This window comes from Frigoribacterium faeni (assembly GCF_007988805.1).
In the GTDB taxonomy this organism is placed as follows: domain Bacteria; phylum Actinomycetota; class Actinomycetes; order Actinomycetales; family Microbacteriaceae; genus Frigoribacterium; species Frigoribacterium faeni.
The window spans coordinates 1-16985 of the sequence record NZ_BJUV01000047.1 but is presented as its reverse complement, the minus strand read 5'-3'; the positions used below and the strand labels follow the sequence as shown (position 1 = coordinate 16985).

The following is a 16985-nucleotide window of genomic DNA, read 5'->3' as shown; positions in this document are numbered from 1 at the left end:
CGTTTCGTTATCGCGCCGTTACTTTCCTTCTCGGGGCACCCGGTGGACCGTGCTCGCCCGGGGCCCCGGCAGACTGGAGGCGATGACCACCGACACGCGCCTCCCGCTGCTCGCGACCGACCGCCTCCTGCTCCGATCCTTCGAGGAGTCCGACGGCGCCGCCCGCCTGGCGTACCAGGGCCGGGCCGACGTGTCGCGCTACCTGCTGCGAGCGCCCCACGACGCGGTGTCGGTGATGGCGGGGATCCTCCGCAACCAGGAGGGGCGGTTCAGCGAACGCGACGACCGCCTCCTCTACGCGGTCACGACGGCGGCCGACGGGGTGCTGGTCGGCGAGGTGAGCGCGCGTCTCGACGACGTCGGGTCGGCCCAGGTCGAGTGCGGCTGGGTGTTCCACCCCGAGCACGGCGGACGGGGCTACGCGACCGAGGCGGTGTCGGCGCTGATCGGCCATCTGGTCGACGACCGCGGCGCTCACCGCGTCTACGCGCGCCTCGATGCGGACAACGCCGCCTCGACGGCTCTCTGCGAGCGCTTGGGGATGCGCCGCGAGGCGCACCTGCTCGAGAACGAGCTCTACGACGGTCGCTGGGTCTCGGAGTTCGTGTACGCGGCGCTCGCCTTGGAGGTGGCCGCCTCCGGGCGATGAGCGTCGTCAGCCAGCGCTGTTCGCGACCGTGGGCACCGCCCCGGTGCTGAAGTCCGCCTCGAGCTGCTCGAGAGAGCGCCCGTTCGTCTCGGGGACCCGGGTCGCCGCGAAGACGAAAGAGCCCGCGTTCAGCACCGCGAAGATGAAGAAGGTCGTCGAGATGCCGATCCCCGCGACGAGGATCGGGAAGAGCAGGCTGACGGCGAAGTTGGTCGACCAGAGGACGAGGGCGGTGACCCCCATGCCGATGCCGCGCAGCTTGAGGGGGAAGATCTCGGAGAGCATGAGCCAGACGAGGGGGCCGATGGTGCCCTGCATCGTCCCGACGAAGCAGATGACGAAGATCAGCACGACGACGGCGCGGCCGAGACCCTCGGGGATGAGAGTCGACGAGAGGCCGATCAGCAGGTGGAAGACGGTGATGCCCGCGAAGCCCAGCAGGAGCATGGTGCGTCGGCCGACCCTGTTGATGATGCGGAGCGCGACGAGCATCGCGACCACGGCGATGACGCCGGCGCCGACGTTGGCGATCAGGGCGCCGCTCTGGGAGAAGCCGGAGTCCTGCAGCACCTGGGTGCCGTAGTACATGATCGAGTTGATCCCGGTGAGCTGCTGGGCGACGGCCAGACCGACGCCGACGAGGAGGATCCTCCGCAGCCAGGGCTCGGCGACGAGGTCGGCCAGGCGCGCCCGCTTCGCCTCCTTCTCGTCGTCGGCGAGCTCGCGCACCTCGGCCATCTCCGCGACCGCGCGGTCGTCCGAACGGATCTGCTTCAGGACGGCGAGGGCGTCGTCGTCCCGCCCCTTCGCGATCAGCCAGCGGGGGCTCTCCGGCACCCGGAACATGCCGATGAACAGAGCGATGGCCGGCAGCACGGCGACGGAGAGCATGTACCGCCAGACGTCGTCGTGCTCGCCCCACACGCTGCCGATGACGGCGTTGATCGTGAACGCGGCGAGCTGGCCCGAGACGATCATCAGCTCGTTGCGGCTGACGAGCCCCCCGCGCTGCTCGGTCGGGGCGAGCTCCGCGAGGAACACCGGGACGGTGACGGACGCACCGCCGACGGCGATGCCGAGGAGGAACCGCGCTCCGGTCAGGAACTCCCACGACGGGGCCAGGACGCAGGCGAGGGCGGCGAAGAAGAACAGGATCGCGAGGGTGTTGATCGTGGGCTTCCGACCGAAGGCGTCCGAGATGCGCCCGATGAAGAACGCTCCGACCGCGGCGCCGACGAGGATGGCCGAGACCATGATCCCCTCGGTGGCCGGGGTCAGGCCGAGGCTCTCCTCCATCGAGTCGAGGGCGCCGTTGATGACGCCGGTGTCGTAGCCGAAGAGGAGCCCGCCGAAGGTCGCGATGACCGCGACCGTGCCGAGCCGCCGGGTGTGCGGCCCGGAGACGAGCGCGGGGAGCGCCGCCCGGGACGAGTGCTGAGACGCTTTCGCGACCACGGTTCCTCCGTCGGTTGTGGTTCGTCCGCACCCGCGGGATCGCGGAGGCTCCGCCGTCGCGGCGATGACTAGACGAGAGTAGCCGCGCGGTCAGCCCGCCGGCGGAGCCGCGAGGGTCTGCAGCCCGGTGACGCGCAGCAGGTCGAGCCTCTCCTGGTCGATCGAGCCCGGCGCGACCGTGTAGACGACGATCCGCAGATCACCCGGGGCGCTGAGCACGTCGCAGTCGATCGTGAGGGGACCGACGGGCGTGTCGGTCACGGTCTTGCGGCTCGCACGGTGGTCGGCGACCTTCGCCTCAGCCCATCGCCGTTCGAACTCGGGTGACGACGAGAGGAGGCGGGACACCAGGTGCGCGAGGGAGGCGTCGTCCGGATAGCGCCCCACGGCCGCGCGCAGATCGGCGGCCAGGTCGCTCGCGAAGTCCTCTTCGTGCTGCTGATCGAACTCGGTGCCCGCGTGCCCCGACGTGAAGTGCCGCCACACGAGATTCCGATCCAGCCCGACGAGCGACGACGGGTCGCCGTTCACCGCCGCCCACATCGGGTTCCACGACAGGATGTCGTGGGTGGCCGAGAAGACGGCGAGCGGCACGTCGCCGAGACGGTCGACGATCCGTTGCACGCCCGGGCCGATGTGTCGGGGGACGGTCCCGGGGGACGGCGGTGCGGCTCCCGCCGACCGGTAGAGATGGTCGCGCTCGTCGTCCGTGAGCCGGAGGGCCACGGACAACGCGCGGAGCATCTGCGGCGACGGGTTCGACGCCCGACCCTGCTCGAGCCGGACGATGTAGTCGACGCTCACCTGAGCGAGGGCCGCGAGCTCCTCGCGACGCAGGCCCGTGGTCCGCCGACGCGGACTCGACGGGAGACCGACGTCGTCGGGCGACACGCGGTCTCGCCAGGACCTCAGCACGCTCGCGAACTCGCTCATCCTCCCATCCTCCCCCGGGCGGGCATCATCACGGTGGTATCGCCGGTCCTACCGTCGAGCGCGACCTGGAGGAGTCGGCAGGAGCCGGAGCAGTCTGGACGACATGACCACCACACTGATCACCGGGGCGAACAAGAGCCTCGGACTCGAGACCACCCGACGTCTCATCGACGCCGGCCACACCGTCTACGCCGGCATGCGCGACCTCGACACGGGCGACGCCGTCCGGGCCCTCGGAGCCCGGGCCGTCGAGCTCGACGTCACCGACCAGGCCAGCGTCGAGGCCGCCGTCGCCTCGCTGCCCGAGCTCGACGTGCTCGTGAACAACGCCGGGGTCCTCGGCACGTCGTTCGGCGTGGACGACCTCACTCCCGAGAGCCTGCAGGGGGTGTTCGACGTCAACGTCGTCGGCGTCGTCCGTGTCACCCAGGCCGCGCTGCCCCTCCTCCGCCGCTCGCCCCGGCCCGTGATCGTCAACGTCGCGTCGGGCGTCGGCTGGCCGCGATGGCTGGGCACCGAGGGCCACGACGAGTTCCCCGTGACGGCCGTGCCCTATGCGGCGTCGAAGGCGGCGGTGATCGCGCTCACCGTCCAGTACGCCAAGAACCTCCCGTCGTTCCGGGTGAACGTGAGCGACCCCGGCTACACCGCCACGGACTTCAACGGGCACGGCGGCCACCAGACGGTGACGGAGGGCACCGACGCCACGGTCGCCCTGGCGCTCGTCGGACCCGACGGGCCGACGGGCGAGTTCCACGACCGGCGAGGGCGGATCGAGTACTGAGGCGCGCTCCCGGTCGGTGCGTCCCGTGGACGGGGGTGGCGACGTCGCGCTCGATGTGCGGCATCGTTGAGGTGACCTCGACTCCTCGCCTCCGTGACGCACGACCCTCCCGCGTCGTCTCATAGGATGCGCCTACGTACCACCGCCGTAGGGGCCGGACCCGAGGCGGATCAGGAGAGCACGATGGCGACCACCGACACACGACAGCAGACCCCGTCGAGCACCGGGCGCCTCCTCGCCGACCCCGTCGTCAGCCCGACGGCGGACCCTGCCGTGTTCCATCGTGACGCGTGGTCCGGCACGGACATGGACGAGGCGCGGCGTCAGCTCGAGGCCGCCCTGGACGGCAGGGGGTTCCGTGCCCGTCCCGGCCCGTCGGCCTTCTCGTTCCGGTTCGCCTCCGCGGGCGACGCCCGTCTGAGCCTGCAGACGGGGACGTTCCAGGGCCACATCCAAGGCGTCATCCCCTGGTCGCGGGACTACGTCGTGTCGTGGTTCCAGGTCGGCTCCGTGACGATCGACTACCCCCGCGGCCAGCTCAGCAGCATGGGCGACCGGCCGTTCCTCACACCGACCGAGACGTCGTACTCGTTCTCGATGACCCCGCACCGCCACGGGATCGTCCACATCGACGCCACCTTCCTGGAGGACGTCGCCGCGCAGCGCGACGGACGCCCCTCGCAGAGAGTGGTGTTCGACTATCACGCCGTTCCGAGCGACGAGAGGCTGGCGGCCTGGCGCCGCACGCTGGGCGAGACCACGCCGATCATCGTCAGCCCGCAGACCACGGCCGTCGACCGTCTCGCGGCGCAGACGGCTCTGGCCGAGGCGCTGCTCGACCTGTTCCCCTGGCAGGCGGTGGACGTCCCGGCGACGATCCGGACCGAGCGGACCCGGCGCCTCCGCCTGGCCGCGGAGTTCGTGCAGACCCACGTCGAGCGCGCCATCACGGCCGTCGACGTCGCCGCCGCCGTCGACATGCATCCCCGCAGCCTGCAGCAGCAGATGAGCGACCATCTCGGCACCAGCCCCACCGCCTACATCCGCCACGTGCGTCTCGATCGTGCACGTCAGGACCTCCTCGCGGCAGCCCCCGGCGACGTCCTCGTCTCGGACGTCGCCCGGCGCTGGGGCTTCGCCAACCTCGGACGGTTCTCGGCCGCCTACGCCGAGCGCTTCGGCGAGTACCCGAGGGACACCCTCGCGCGGTAGGCGGTGCGGGCGGACGATCACGACCGACCGGGCCGGACACGCGTCACACGACGACACCCGCCGTCACATGACGTGACGGATCGTCATGCCCGCGTCCCCGGTTTCGGGATGCGCGCCTCCTGCTGCTCGACTGGCCTCCGCGCACCACCGTGGTGCACGAGAGGAGCAGTCGATGAGCAGCACCGCCCGGAGACCGACGAGGACGACGAGGAGAGCCGCCGCGACCGGCCTCGCCCTCGCGCTGGCCGCCGTGACCGGACTCGCCGGCTGTGCGACCGCCGCCTCCGCCCCGCTCGACCTGTCGGCGACCGAGTCGCAGAAGCAGGGCGGCGACCTCACCTACCTCGACGCCGAGATCCCCGTCTCGGCCCAGGTCCAGGAGAGCGGCACGTGGCAGGACCGCGCCCTGCAGCAGAACATCACCGACCGCCTCCTCCATCGGAACGCCGACACCGGCGCCCTCGAGCCGTGGCTCGCCGAGAGCTGGACCGTGAGCGACGACGGACTCGTCTACACCTTCGTGATCCGCGACGGCGTCAGCTACAGCGACGGGAGCCCGCTCGACGTCCGGAGCGTGAAGCGCAACCTCGAGTGGCAGACGAACGGCGATCCCGACAAGGCGATCACGCCGAACCCGGTGTTCCCGAAGGCGATCGACGTCAGCACCGACGCCGCGACGCGGACGGTGACCGTGCGACTCGACGAGCCGTATGCGCCGTTCCTCGGCGCGCTGACCGGCTGGGCCGCCGGCCTGGTCTCGGACGCCACCATCGACGCCACCCGCGAGGAGCAGGCGCTCTATCCGAATCTCATCGGCAGCGGACCGTTCGTCGTCGAGTCCGAGACGTACGGCAAGGCCATCGTGCTCGCCAAGCGGGAGGGCTACGACTGGGCCCCGCCGAGCGCGGCCCACCAGGGCGAGGCCTACCTCGACAGCGTCACCGTCACCCCCGTGCAGGAGGACAGCGTGCGTCTCGGCACCCTGCGGGCCGGCCAGGCCGACCTGATCCGCTACCTGCAGCCCTCCGAGGAGGCGGGGCTCGCGGACGCCGGGTTCGGCATCGTCTCGAAGCAGGGCGTCGGGCTCGCGAACCAGTGGTTCCTGAAGCAGACGGCGCCGTTCCTCGACGACGAGCGGGTGCGGCGCGCCCTGCTGGTCGGCATCGACCGCGACGAGATCGTCGACGGCCTCTACACCGACAACTGGCGTGCGGCGTCGAGCATCGTCAGCCCCGGCACCACCGGCTACGTCGACGAGTCGGCGAAGCTCGCCTACGACCCCGACGCCGCGGAGGCCCTGCTCGACGAGGCCGGCTGGACGGACCGGGACGACGACGGCGTCCGCACACGCGACGGCGAACGGCTCCGCATCGTCACCTACCTCGACGTCTACGACAACACCGCCCGCGCGCTGTTCCAGGCGATCCAGGCGCAGCTGGTCCGCATCGGCGTCGAGCTCGACATCAAGGAGACCGACTACTCCAGCTACTCGGCCACCGCCTACGGCGACCCGAGCACCGGGGCCCTCCGCACCGGCTGGCCGAGCCCCGACCCCGTCGGGTTCAGCAACACCTTCGGCTCGGCGAGCGACATCACCGGACTCGGCGACAGCGACCCCGAGTTCACCCGCCTGCTGCAGGCCCACGTCACCGCGGTGGGCGCCGCCGACCGCACCGAGGCCCTGCGCGACCTGCAGGACCATGTGATCGACCACGCCTACTCCGTGCCGATCATCGACGACAGCCAGGTCTACGCCGCGGCGCCCCGACTGCAGGGCTTCACGCTGACCGACGGCGCGCTGCCGACCTTCTACGACGCCTGGCTGGCCGAGTGATGGCCGCCGTCACCGTGCTGAGACGCGTCGGGCAGTCCGTGCTCGTCGTCGCCCTGACCTACACGCTCGTCTTCGCGACGCTGTTCGTGCTGCCCGGCGATCCGATCGCGAACAGGATCACCAGCCCGATCAACCCGCTGCCCGAGACCGCCGTCCAGCCGCTGCTCGAGTACTACCGGTTCGACCGGTCGCCGGTCGAGCAGTACCTGACCTCGATCGGCCGCCTGCTCTCGGGCGACCTCGGCTTCTCGCTGACCAGCGGACGCCCGGTGGCCGACCTGCTCGGCCAGGCGATCGCCGAGACGGCCGTGCTGGCGCTCACCGCGTTCGTGCTCGCCGTGCTGCTGGCCCTGGGCATCGCCCTGCTCGCCGTCTTCGCGCCCCTCCGCGGGGTTCGGAACGCGGCCCGCGCCGTGCCGGGTCTGTTCCTCTCGACGCCCAGCTTCCTGGTCGGGTTCCTCCTGCTCCAGGTCTTCGCGTTCCAGCTGGGCTGGGTGTCGTCGGTGCGCGACCAGGGCTTCGCCTCGGTCGTGCTGCCGGCGCTGACCCTGGCGATCGGCGTCAGCGGCACCATCACGCAGGTGCTGATCCAGGGGCTCGACAAGGCCTCGCGCGAGCCGTTCGTCACCGTGCTCCGGGCCAAGGGCGTCAGCGAACCCCGCCTCGTCGTCGGACACGTCGTCAAGAACGGCTCGATACCGGCCCTGACCCTGGTCGGGCTCACGATCGGCGAGCTGCTCGCCGGCGCGGTCGTCGTCGAGACGGTCTTCAGCCGCACGGGCGTGGGGTTCATCACGCAGCAGGCCGTCCGCGACCAGGACACCCCGCTGATCCTCGCGGTCGTCGTGCTCGTGTCGACCGTCTTCGTCCTCGTCAACCTCGCGACCGACCTGCTGTACCCGCTGATCGACCCGAGGATCTCGCTCGAGCCGACCCGCGCCTCCCGGGCGATCCGCCGCCGCGCGACGGACGCCGCCCGCCCCCCGAAGAGAACGGCCCGCACCGCATGAGCACCGACGCCCTGACCCCCACCGCGACGACGCGTCCGTCGCCGCCGACCCGGCCGAGGAGGCGCGGCGCCGGTCTCGCGGACCGCGTCCGCCCCCTGCTGGCCCGCCTCGGCGCCGCCGACGTGGTCGCCCTCGTCGTCGTCGCGCTCGTCGTGCTGGCCGCCGTCGCGCCCCAGCTGCTGACCCCGTACGACCCGCTCGTGCCGGAGAGCGGCAGCGTGCTGGTCTCCCCCACCGGGGCGCACCCGTTCGGGACCGACTACCTCGGCCGCGACATCCTCTCGCGGGTGCTCCACGGCACCGCCCGCACCCTCACCGGCTCGGCCGTCGCCGTGCTGATCGGCCTCGGCGTCGGCACCCTGCTCGGCCTGCTGGCCGCGTCGGCGGGAGGCCTCGTCGACGGGCTGATCAGCCGCCTGGTCGACGTGCTGCTCTCGATCCCCGGCCTGCTGCTGTCGATGGTCGTGGTCGTCGCCCTCGGTTTCGGCGCCCTGAACGCGGCCATCGCCGTCGGGATCTCGTCGATCGCGGTGTTCACCCGGCTGATGCGCTCGGAGGTGCTGACGGTCAAGGGACTCACCTTCGTCGAGGCCGGCCGGCACCTCGGCGCGACCCGTGCGCGCGTGCTGCTGACCCACGTGCTGCCGAACTCGCTGAGCGCCGTGCTGTCGCTGGCGGCCCTGCAGTTCGGGCTGTCGATCCTGTGGATCTCGGCGCTGAGCTTCCTCGGGTACGGCGCACCGCCTCCCGAACCGGAATGGGGGCTGCTGGTCTCGGAGGGACGCGAGTACATCGTCTCGTCGCCGTGGCTGATCTTCGCCCCCGGCCTCGTCATCACCGCGACCGTGCTGTCGATCAGCCGCGTCGCCCAGTTCGTGAAGGAAGGGCTCAGCTGATGGGCGCACCACCCCTCGTCGTCGACGACCTCCGCATCGGCTACGGACCCCGCCGCATCGGGACCTCCGGAGGCGCGGGTCGCGGATCGAGCGCGAGCCCGGCCGACGGATCGGACGTCGTGCACGGCGTCTCGTTCGTGCTCGAGCGCGGGCGCACGCTGTCGCTCGTGGGGCAGTCCGGCTCGGGCAAGAGCACCACCGCCCACGCCGTCGCCGGGCTGCTGCCGCACAACGGGCAGGTGACCGGCGGGCGCGTGCTGGTGCAGGGCGACGACGCCACCGCGTGGAGCCGTCGCCGCTGGCGCGACGTCCGCGGCAGCACGATCGGCTTCGTGCCGCAGGACCCGCTGAGCTCCCTCGACCCGCTGCAGCGGGTGGGCGCGCAGATCGCCCAGTCGCTGCGGACCCACCACGTCGTGCCGAGGGCGGAGACCGCGGCCGCCGTCGTGCGACTGCTCGAACGGGTCGGCATCCGCGACGCCGCCCGCCGGGCGCGCGCCTACCCGCACGAGCTGTCGGGCGGTCAGCTGCAGCGGGTGCTCATCGCGATCGCGATCGCCGCCGGCCCGTCGATCCTCATCGCCGACGAGCCGACCTCGGCGCTCGACGTGACGATCCAGGCGACGATCCTCGACCTGCTCGGGGAGCTGCAGGGCGACCTCGGTCTGTCGATCCTCTTCATCACGCACGACCTCGCCCTGGCACGCGACCGCAGCGACGAGATCGCCGTGCTCGACCACGGGCGGCTGCGCGAGATCGGCCCGGCCGTCGACGTGCTCGAACGCCCGCAGGACCCGTACACGATCGGCCTCCTCGCCGACGCTCCGGCGCTGTCGCCCGACCGGTACGTCGACCGCGCGCGACGACCGATCGACCGCGGCGACCTCGTGATCGAGGCACGCGAGCTGCGGAAGACGTTCGGGGCCGGGCGACGACCGGGGCGGGCCGGGCCGGGCGCCGGCACCGCGCTTCCTGCGCTCGACGGGGTCTCGTTGTCGGTGGCGCGCGGCTCGGTCCATGCCCTGGTGGGCGAGTCCGGGTCGGGCAAGACCACCCTGGCGCGGATCGTCGCCGGGCTCGAGGGGTTCGACTCGGGTGCGGTCGATGTGATCGGACGGCCCCTCGCGGCCGAGCCGACGCCGGTCGCGCCGGACGCCCGTCGGCTGCAGCTCGTCTACCAGAACCCGCTCGCCGCCGTGGACCCCCGGTGGACGGCCCGGCAGATCATCGAGGAGCCCCTCGTGGTGCACGGCATCGGCGACCGGGCCGAGCGCCGGGCCGCGGTGGCGCGGATCCTCGACGAGGTCGCCCTGCCGTCGTCGGTGCTCGACCGGCGGCCACGCGAGGTCTCGGGCGGCCAACGGCAGCGGATCGCGCTCGCCCGCGCGCTGGTGCTCGCGCCCGAGGTGCTCGTGCTCGACGAGCCGACGTCGGCGCTCGACGTGTCGGTGCAGGCGCAGGTGGTCGACCTGCTGCTCGAGGTGCAGCGGGTGTCGGCGCTGAGCTACCTGTTCATCACGCACGACCTCAGCCTCGTGCGGCAGATCGCCGACGACGTCACGGTGCTCGACGCCGGACGGGTGGTCGAGACCGGGTCCGTCCGCGACGTGTTCGACCGGCCGACGCACGAGCGGACCCGGGCGCTGCTCGACGCGGTGCCCGGGGTCGCCGCGGCGGCGGTATGAGCCGACGGGCAAGGCACCGCGCCGCACCGCGTTCCGTGCACTGCACCTGGACTAGGCGAGGTGCCGTGCACGGAACGCGGTGCGGTCACGAGTCGGCCGTGGACGACGGAACCCCGCCGCGGTCGCCGCACCCGGGGTCAGCCGGTCGTCGCGACCACGACGGGGTCCGTCGCGGAGGAGCGTGAGGTCAGTTCATCATCTGGCTGATCATGGCCGCGGCCACGATCCACGACACGATGCTGCCCGCGACGCCGACGAAGCCCAGGATGATGCCGGTCAGCGCCATCGATCGGGCCGCCTCGCGCTTGCGCGACATGAAGCCGAGCACGATGGCGGCCACGCCCAGCGCGACGCCCCCGATCGGGAAGAACAGGGCCAGGACGATGCTGACGATGCCGAAGACGAGCGACAGGATCGCGAGCGTCTTGACGGGAGCGGCGGCGGTGGCGCCGGGTGCGGGTGCGGCGTTGGTCATGATGGTCCCCATTTCGTGATCAGGTGAGCTTTCGTCGCAGATGTTACCCACAACGTCGTACCGAGGGCCGCGACCGTCGGAGAATCACCCGGGCGGGTGCGCCTGACGGACAGGGATCCGAGGAGGCGCGTCACGCTTCGTCGAGGACGGCCCGCGCCGTCGCCGCATCCGTCACGAGCCCCGTGATCAGCCCGCCGCGCGCCGCACCGACGATGCTGGGCGCCTTGTCGCGGCCCACGGCGATCCCGATCGCGAAGGGCATCGCTCGCAGGGTCTCGCGCGACGTGCGGACCATCCGCTCGCTGCCCGGGAACTCGATCGCCGACCCGTCGGCCCGGAAGAAGTTGAGGCAGACGTCGCCCGCCGCGTCCTCGAAGAGCGCCGGCTCGGCGGGGACGGCCTGCGGCAGCACCGGCCTCGTGCTGGTCGGTGCGCCGATGCCGAGGAGCGCCCCGCGCGCCCGGCCCCACAGGTCGAGCACGTGGCGGAAGGTCGGTTCGTCGTCGAGGGTGGCCCGCATGGCGGGGCTCGGCAGGGCCGGAGCGAACAGGAAGGTCGCGCGGGCTCCCGACGCCTCGGCGGCCAGGCGGGCGATCTCGTTGGTCTGGAACCAGGGCAGCGCCTCGGTCTGACCGCCGACGGTCGGCACCAGGTCGACGCCCGGCAGCGACGGGAGCCGCCCCGACCGGGCCAGCTCGTAGACGGTGCGACCGAGCGAGACGAGCAGCGCGTCGCCGTTCGCGAGGCCCATCTCGCCGATCGCCGCGGCCACGGGGAGCGCGAGGTCCTGCCCGAGCGTCGAGGCGTGCGTGACGGCGGCGACGTGCACGCAGCCGAGGCCGAGAGTCACGGCCAGCCGGTCGGCCAGCAGGGCCGTCTCGTCGACGAACGGGTCGACGACGTCGATGCGGACCAGCCCGGCGCGCCGGGCCTCGGCGATCAGACGACTGACGGTCGGTCGGGACAGGGCGAGACGCGTGGCGATCTCGGACTGACGGACGTCGTCGACGTAGTACATCCGCGCGGCCTGGTAGACCAGCGCCAGCGGGAACCGCGGCGCGGCCGAGCGATCCGCGGGCGCGTTCGCCCACTCGCTGGTCTCGGTCATGCGCGCGCTCCCGTGTCTCTGTCCGTGGTCGGGGGTCGAGATCGGGTGCGGGCGTGCGACAGGGCCGGGCCGGCCCCCGATCGGAGCCGGCCCGGCCGCCTGGTCACTCGGCGAGCGTGAAGGGCTCGGTCACCTTGTCGGCGTTCTCCTTGGTGATGAGGATGCAGTCGAAGGCCTGCTTCTCCTCGGAGGCGCCCGTCTCGCCGGTGCGGATGTAGGAGTCCGCCTGCTCGACGGCCTTCTTGGCGAAGGTGGCGACGGGCTGGAGCACCGTGTACTGCAGCTCGCCGGACTTCACGGCCTCGACCGCGTCGGGCGAGCCGTCGAAGCCGCCGACCTTGACCTGCTCGAGCTTGCCGGCCTCCTTCAGGGCCGCGATGGCGCCGAGGGCCATCTCGTCGTTGCCCGAGATGACGCCGGTGATGTCGGGGTTCGCCTGCAGGATGGACTGCATCTTGTCGTGGCCCTGCGTGCGGTCCCAGTTGGCGACCTGCTCGGCGACCTCGGTCAGACCCGGGTACTGCGAGATGACCGTCGCGTAGCCGTTCGACCGGGTCTGCGCGTTGTTGTCCGACGGAGCGCCGAACAGCTCGGCGTAGTCGCCCGTGTCCCCGACGTCCTTCACCCACTGCTGGGCGCCGAGCGCGGCTCCCTGCGCGTTGTTCGAGACGAGCTGCGCCTTGGCGAGCCCGGTCTCGTTGATCTCGGCGTTGACGAGGATCACCGGGATGCCGGCCGCGTCGGCCTTCTTGACCGCACCGACCGAGCCGGACGCGTTGGCCGGGTCGAGGATGATCGCCACCGACTTGTTGGTGATGGCGGTGTCGATCAGGTTGCTCTCGGTGTTCGTGTCGCCCTTCGAGGCGGCGACGTTGGCCTCGTATCCGAGCGCCTTCGCCTCGGCCTCGGCCACGTTGCCCTCGGTCTGCCAGTACGGGTTCGAGGGGTCGTTGACGATGATCGAGATCAGTCCGCCCTCGGCCGAGTCGCCCGAGGCGCCCGATCCGGCGTCGGAGGTGCCTCCGGAGGCGCATCCCGAGAGGACGAGCGTGAGGCCCGCGCCCGCGGCGAGCACCGTTGCCAGCTTGCGGTTCATTGTGTTTCCTTTCGCTGTGTCACGGTCGACGGGTGTCAACCGTGGGTCTTCTCGGGGACGGCGCCGGCGGGAGCCGCGGCGTCGGTGGTGGGAGAAGGGGTCGAGGGGGCGGCGGCGTCGCCGGAGCGACCACCGCCACGGGAGCGCCGCGGCCTGCCCTTGTACTGGACGGCGTTCAGCAGGACGGCGAGGACGATGACGGCGCCGGTGAAGACGGTCTGCCAGTACGACGAGACGCCGATGATGACGAGGCCGTCGGAGAGGAATCCGATGACGAACGCGCCGAGCAGGGTGCCCCGGACGTTGCCGATGCCGCCCGAGAGCGCGGCTCCGCCGATGACGACGGCGGCGATGGCCGTGAGCTCGTACGAGTTGCCGGCCGTGGGGCTGGCGCTCGTCAGCTCGGACGACAGGATCAGACCGGCGATGGCGGCGAACAGACCGGAGAGCACGTAGACGCGCACCTTGACCCGCTTGACCGGAACGCCGGACAGCTCGGCGGCGCGCTCGTTGCCGCCCGAGGCGTACAGCCAGCGGCCGAAGACGGTGCGGTTCAGCAGCAGGCTGACGGCGATCGCGACGACGATCATCACGACGACGCCGATGGGCAGCCCGAGCAGCCGGTTGAAGCCCAGCCAGTCGAAGCCGGTGTTCCCGAGGGCCGGGTCGCCGGCGAGGTCGTTGTACGTGAGGCCGTTGGTCATCAGCAGCCCGACGCCGCGGACGACGTAGAGCATGCCGAGCGTCGCCACGAACGGCGCCACCTTGAACCGGGCGACGAGCACGCCGTTGATCAACCCGATGAACGCGCCCATGCCGCACGAGAGCACGACCACGACCCAGAGGGCCGGGTAGAGCGTGGTGCCGCCGATCGCGACGCCGTTCATCAGGAACCCGGCGATCACGCCGGAGAACCCCAGGGTCGATCCGACCGAGAGGTCGATGCCGCCGTTCAGGATGACGAGCAGCATGCCGATCGCGAGGATCGCGTAGACCGCGACGTGCGACGACATCGTCAGCAGGTTGCCGACCGTGAGGTAGTTCGGCGACAGCACCGAGAAGACGACGATGATGGCGATGAGGGCGAAGAACGCCCGCCCCTGCAGCAACAGCCGACCGAGGTCGAACCCGTCGGCGAAGAGGGCGGGGCGTCGCTGCCCGGCCGCGGTGGTGGTCATGGTGGACTTCCGTTCGGTGGTGGTCACGAGATCACGGCCTCGCCCGAGGCGGCCATGATGGCTTCTTTGGTGGTGTCGGCGCCGAACTCGGCCGCGATGCGGCCACGGCTCAGCACGACGATGCGATGGGCGATGCTCAGGCACTCGCCGACCTCGGAGGTCGTGTAGACGACGGCGAGACCGTTGCGGGCCCTCTCGGCGAGCAGTCGGAACACCTCGGCCTTGGCGCCGATGTCGATCCCGCGGCTCGGCTCGTCGAGCAGGATCACGTCGGGCTCGGTGGCGAGCATCTTGCCGATCACGACCTTCTGCTGGTTCCCGCCCGACAGCGAACCGATCATGGCTCCGCCGCCCGAGGTCTTGACGTGCACGGTGCGGATCGAGTCGGTGACGAGGTCGACCTCGCGACGACCCGAGAGGAACAGCCCTCTGACGAACGAGCCGATGCTGGCCAGCGACATGTTGCGGCCGACCGTCATGGTCTGCACGAGACCGTCGCGCTGGCGGTCCTCCGGCACGAGCCCGAGCCCCTCGTCGATGCGCTCGGCGATCGACAGCCCGGCCAGGTCGCGCCCGTTCTTGAGGATGCGCCCCTCGCTCACCGGGTTCCGGCCGGCGACCGCCTCGAGCAGCTCGGTACGACCGGCGCCCATCAACCCGTAGAGGCAGACGATCTCGCCGGCCCGGACGTCGAGGTCGAGGTGGTCGACCACGTTGCGGTCGGCGATCTCGCGGTCGGGCACCGTCACCCCCTGGATCGAGAGGGCGACCTCGCCGAACTCGTACCCGGTGGGCGGCGAGCCCAGGTCGAACCCCTCGCCGACCATCGCCCGGACGACCCAGGCGAGGTCGATGTCGGCGGCGACCGCCGTCGCCGTGACCGAGCCGTCGCGGAGCACGACGGCGTGGTCGGTGATCTCGAGCGCCTCCTCGAGGTGGTGCGAGATGTAGACGATGGAGACGCCGCGTGAGGTCAGGTCGTGGATGACCGTGAACAGGACCTCGACCTCGGAGGCGCTCAGCGCGCTGGTCGGCTCGTCCATGATCAGGATGCGCGCGTCGACCGACAGGGCGCGGGCGATCTCGACCAGCTGCTGCTGTCCGAGCCGGAGGTCCGCCACGGTGGTCAGAGGATCGATGTCCTCGCCGAGCTCGTCGAGGACGGCCTTCGCCTGACGCGCCTCCTCGGCGTAGTCGACACCGGTCGGCCCCTGGATCTCGCGCCCGAGGAAGATGTTGTCGCGCACCGACAGGTTCGGGGCGAGGCTCAGCTCCTGGTGGATGATCGAGATGCCGTGCTCACGGGCGTCGACCGTGTCGGCGAACACGACCGGCTCGCCGTGCAGCACGATCTCGCCCGAGGTGGGCTGCTCGACTCCCGACAGGATCTTCATCAGCGTCGACTTGCCCGCGCCGTTCTCGCCGAACAGCGTGGTCACCTGCCCGCGATGGATGGAGAACCCGACGCCTTTGAGCGCCCGCGTGGCGCCGTAGGTCTTGACCACGTCGACGGCCCGCAGCACGACGTCGCCCGTGGCCGGCTCGGCGCCCTCGACGCCCGTGGCGCCGGCGCCCTCGACGGTGCTCACTGGACGACCAGGTCGGACGGGGTCACGAGCCAGCCGGCCGGGTTGATCAGCTGGAACGCCCCGGTGACCTCGATGGTCTCGCCCTCGAGCGTCGTCGTGTCGATGTCGCCGAGCACGGTGGACTTGAGCTGCTCGTTGAGCGCGGACGCGGCGTCCTGGTAGTCGATCTGGTTCGTGAACTGCCCGAACTCGACGGTTCCGGTCGCGTCGCGCAGGTCGGTGCCGTTGATGGCCGGGCCGGTCTGCACGCGGATCAGGATGTCGCTCGGCACGCCCTCGACGGTGACCGGGTAGATGCCCGCCTGGCCCGCGCCGACCGTGCCGGTGAAGGTGGTCGAGATCTCGGGACCGGTGCCGGCGTCGACGCCGTACTCCTCGCCGGCGGCGGTCGGGTCCGCCAGCACGGCGGCGGCGAGCTCGTCGGCGGGGACGGCACGGTCGGCGATGCCCTGCTGGATCGTGGGGAAGTTCTCGGCTCCCCAGGCCTCGGCCGAGAACGCCTCGGGGCCGGCGCCCAGGTCGGAGTCGGCCCCCACCACCGTGGTGCTGAGCCCCATGGCGACGAGCAGCACGGCGATCACGGCGACCGTCACGATGGTGCGGTTGCGCTTGCGGTTGCCCGCGCGTCCCGAGCGGCCGGTGCCGCCGGCGCTCGACACGCCGCGGGGAGCCGTCGCGCCGCTCATCGCGCCACCGCCGTCGAGGTCGTCGAGGGATGCGTCCGGTCGTCGTGCACCGGGGGTTCGTGGGGGACGGCACGCGTCATCGCGGTGCTCCGTTCGCAGGTCGGGTCGTCGGAGAGGCAGCGACGACTCGACCTGGGGGCATCGTCGTCGCTGCCTGCGCGACCCGAGTGATCGAGTCGCACGAGAAGAAATTATGTGCGCGACAATGGTTCCGCAAGCCCGGAGATGAAATCGATGCCGGAAATTTTTTTCTGCCCTCGCATCGAGAAATTGTGTTCCTGATTTCTGTTCAACGGGGGTATGGTCTGGATCGCCGCGACGACGCGGCACCGTGACCCGATGGAGGATCCCCATGTCGACGACCACCGCGACCCCGTCCGTGACCGAGCAGGGGT

15 protein-coding genes are annotated in these 16985 nt (G+C 71.4%); 7 read left to right on the top strand and 8 right to left on the bottom strand.

The window, feature by feature from the left end; translation table 11 throughout:
- Positions 1–82 precede the first annotated feature (82 nt).
- Positions 83–649: a GNAT family N-acetyltransferase gene (locus FFA01_RS14835; RefSeq protein ID WP_146856963.1), complete on the top strand. Its 567-nt coding sequence runs from the start codon at positions 83–85 to the stop codon at positions 647–649.
- A 6-nt stretch (positions 650–655) separates the two neighbouring features.
- Here FFA01_RS14835 and FFA01_RS14830 read toward each other — a convergent pair whose 3' ends face one another.
- Positions 656–2104 carry a sugar porter family MFS transporter gene (locus tag FFA01_RS14830; RefSeq protein WP_146856962.1) on the bottom strand — a complete coding sequence of 483 codons (1449 nt, stop codon included), beginning with the start codon at positions 2102–2104 and terminating at the stop codon, positions 656–658.
- Positions 2105–2194: 90 nt separating this feature from the next.
- Positions 2195–3037 carry a helix-turn-helix transcriptional regulator gene (locus FFA01_RS14825; protein WP_146856961.1) on the bottom strand — a complete coding sequence of 281 codons (843 nt, stop codon included), beginning with the start codon at positions 3035–3037 and terminating at the stop codon, positions 2195–2197.
- Between the two features lie 103 nt (positions 3038–3140).
- Here FFA01_RS14825 and FFA01_RS14820 point away from each other — a divergent pair, with 103 nt between their 5' ends.
- From FFA01_RS14820 to FFA01_RS14795, 6 genes are all read left to right on the top strand, one after another.
- A complete protein-coding gene (locus tag FFA01_RS14820) occupies positions 3141–3821 on the top strand; it encodes an SDR family NAD(P)-dependent oxidoreductase (RefSeq protein ID WP_146856960.1) in 681 nt (226 codons plus the stop codon).
- A gap of 183 nt (positions 3822–4004) precedes the next feature.
- Entirely contained in the window at positions 4005–5033 is a 1029-nt protein-coding gene (locus tag FFA01_RS14815; RefSeq protein WP_167627399.1) for a helix-turn-helix transcriptional regulator, read from the top strand.
- Positions 5034–5205: 172 nt separating this feature from the next.
- On the top strand, positions 5206–6867 hold the full coding sequence (locus tag FFA01_RS14810; RefSeq protein WP_146856958.1) for an ABC transporter substrate-binding protein: 1662 nt from the start codon (positions 5206–5208) through the stop codon (positions 6865–6867).
- Positions 6867–7877, top strand: coding sequence for an ABC transporter permease (locus FFA01_RS14805; protein WP_208720941.1), 1011 nt, complete (start codon positions 6867–6869; stop codon positions 7875–7877). Before FFA01_RS14810 ends, FFA01_RS14805 begins: the two co-directional genes overlap by 1 nt.
- The gene (locus FFA01_RS14800) at positions 7874–8773 is read left to right on the top strand and encodes an ABC transporter permease (RefSeq protein ID WP_146856957.1); all 900 of its coding nucleotides are present in this window, start codon (positions 7874–7876) and stop codon (positions 8771–8773) included. Before FFA01_RS14805 ends, FFA01_RS14800 begins: the two co-directional genes overlap by 4 nt.
- Positions 8773–10458 (top strand): dipeptide ABC transporter ATP-binding protein, encoded by a 1686-nt coding sequence (locus FFA01_RS14795; protein ID WP_146856956.1) that lies wholly within the window; start codon positions 8773–8775, stop codon positions 10456–10458. Before FFA01_RS14800 ends, FFA01_RS14795 begins: the two co-directional genes overlap by 1 nt.
- 187 nt (positions 10459–10645) lie before the next feature.
- Here the strand turns inward: FFA01_RS14795 and FFA01_RS14790 are convergent, their stop codons facing one another.
- From FFA01_RS14790 to FFA01_RS14765, 6 genes are all read right to left on the bottom strand, one after another.
- Positions 10646–10933, bottom strand: coding sequence for a DUF4190 domain-containing protein (locus FFA01_RS14790; protein ID WP_146856955.1), 288 nt, complete (start codon positions 10931–10933; stop codon positions 10646–10648).
- A 130-nt stretch (positions 10934–11063) separates the two neighbouring features.
- Positions 11064–12041 carry a sugar-binding transcriptional regulator gene (locus FFA01_RS14785; RefSeq protein WP_146856954.1) on the bottom strand — a complete coding sequence of 326 codons (978 nt, stop codon included), beginning with the start codon at positions 12039–12041 and terminating at the stop codon, positions 11064–11066.
- Positions 12042–12144: 103 nt separating this feature from the next.
- Positions 12145–13137: a D-ribose ABC transporter substrate-binding protein gene (locus FFA01_RS14780; protein WP_146856953.1), complete on the bottom strand. Its 993-nt coding sequence runs from the start codon at positions 13135–13137 to the stop codon at positions 12145–12147.
- Between the two features lie 35 nt (positions 13138–13172).
- Positions 13173–14342, bottom strand: a complete 1170-nt coding sequence (locus FFA01_RS14775; protein WP_244289887.1) for an ABC transporter permease — start codon at positions 14340–14342, stop codon at positions 13173–13175.
- Positions 14339–15904, bottom strand: a complete 1566-nt coding sequence (locus FFA01_RS14770; protein WP_146856952.1) for a sugar ABC transporter ATP-binding protein — start codon at positions 15902–15904, stop codon at positions 14339–14341. The genes FFA01_RS14775 and FFA01_RS14770 overlap by 4 nt, the downstream gene beginning before the upstream one ends.
- Entirely contained in the window at positions 15901–16590 is a 690-nt protein-coding gene (locus FFA01_RS14765) for a DUF2291 family protein (protein WP_146856951.1), read from the bottom strand. Before FFA01_RS14765 ends, FFA01_RS14770 begins: the two co-directional genes overlap by 4 nt.
- Positions 16591–16985: the final 395 nt, after the last annotated feature.

Bases quoted from the DNA above. Each gene is read 5' to 3' on its own strand.
- FFA01_RS14800 (WP_146856957.1), top strand. From the start codon at position 7,874: ATGAGCACCGACGCCCTGACCCCCACCGCGACGACGCGTCCGTCGCCG.
- FFA01_RS14835 (WP_146856963.1), top strand. From the start codon at position 83: ATGACCACCGACACGCGCCTCCCGCTGCTCGCGACCGACCGCCTCCTG.
- FFA01_RS14790 (WP_146856955.1), bottom strand. From the start codon at position 10,933: ATGACCAACGCCGCACCCGCACCCGGCGCCACCGCCGCCGCTCCCGTC.
- FFA01_RS14780 (WP_146856953.1), bottom strand. From the start codon at position 13,137: ATGAACCGCAAGCTGGCAACGGTGCTCGCCGCGGGCGCGGGCCTCACG.
- FFA01_RS14815 (WP_167627399.1), top strand. From the start codon at position 4,005: ATGGCGACCACCGACACACGACAGCAGACCCCGTCGAGCACCGGGCGC.
- FFA01_RS14795 (WP_146856956.1), top strand. From the start codon at position 8,773: ATGGGCGCACCACCCCTCGTCGTCGACGACCTCCGCATCGGCTACGGA.
- FFA01_RS14765 (WP_146856951.1), bottom strand. From the start codon at position 16,590: ATGAGCGGCGCGACGGCTCCCCGCGGCGTGTCGAGCGCCGGCGGCACC.
- FFA01_RS14820 (WP_146856960.1), top strand. From the start codon at position 3,141: ATGACCACCACACTGATCACCGGGGCGAACAAGAGCCTCGGACTCGAG.
- FFA01_RS14825 (WP_146856961.1), bottom strand. From the start codon at position 3,037: ATGAGCGAGTTCGCGAGCGTGCTGAGGTCCTGGCGAGACCGCGTGTCG.
- FFA01_RS14805 (WP_208720941.1), top strand. From the start codon at position 6,867: ATGGCCGCCGTCACCGTGCTGAGACGCGTCGGGCAGTCCGTGCTCGTC.
- FFA01_RS14785 (WP_146856954.1), bottom strand. From the start codon at position 12,041: ATGACCGAGACCAGCGAGTGGGCGAACGCGCCCGCGGATCGCTCGGCC.
- FFA01_RS14810 (WP_146856958.1), top strand. From the start codon at position 5,206: ATGAGCAGCACCGCCCGGAGACCGACGAGGACGACGAGGAGAGCCGCC.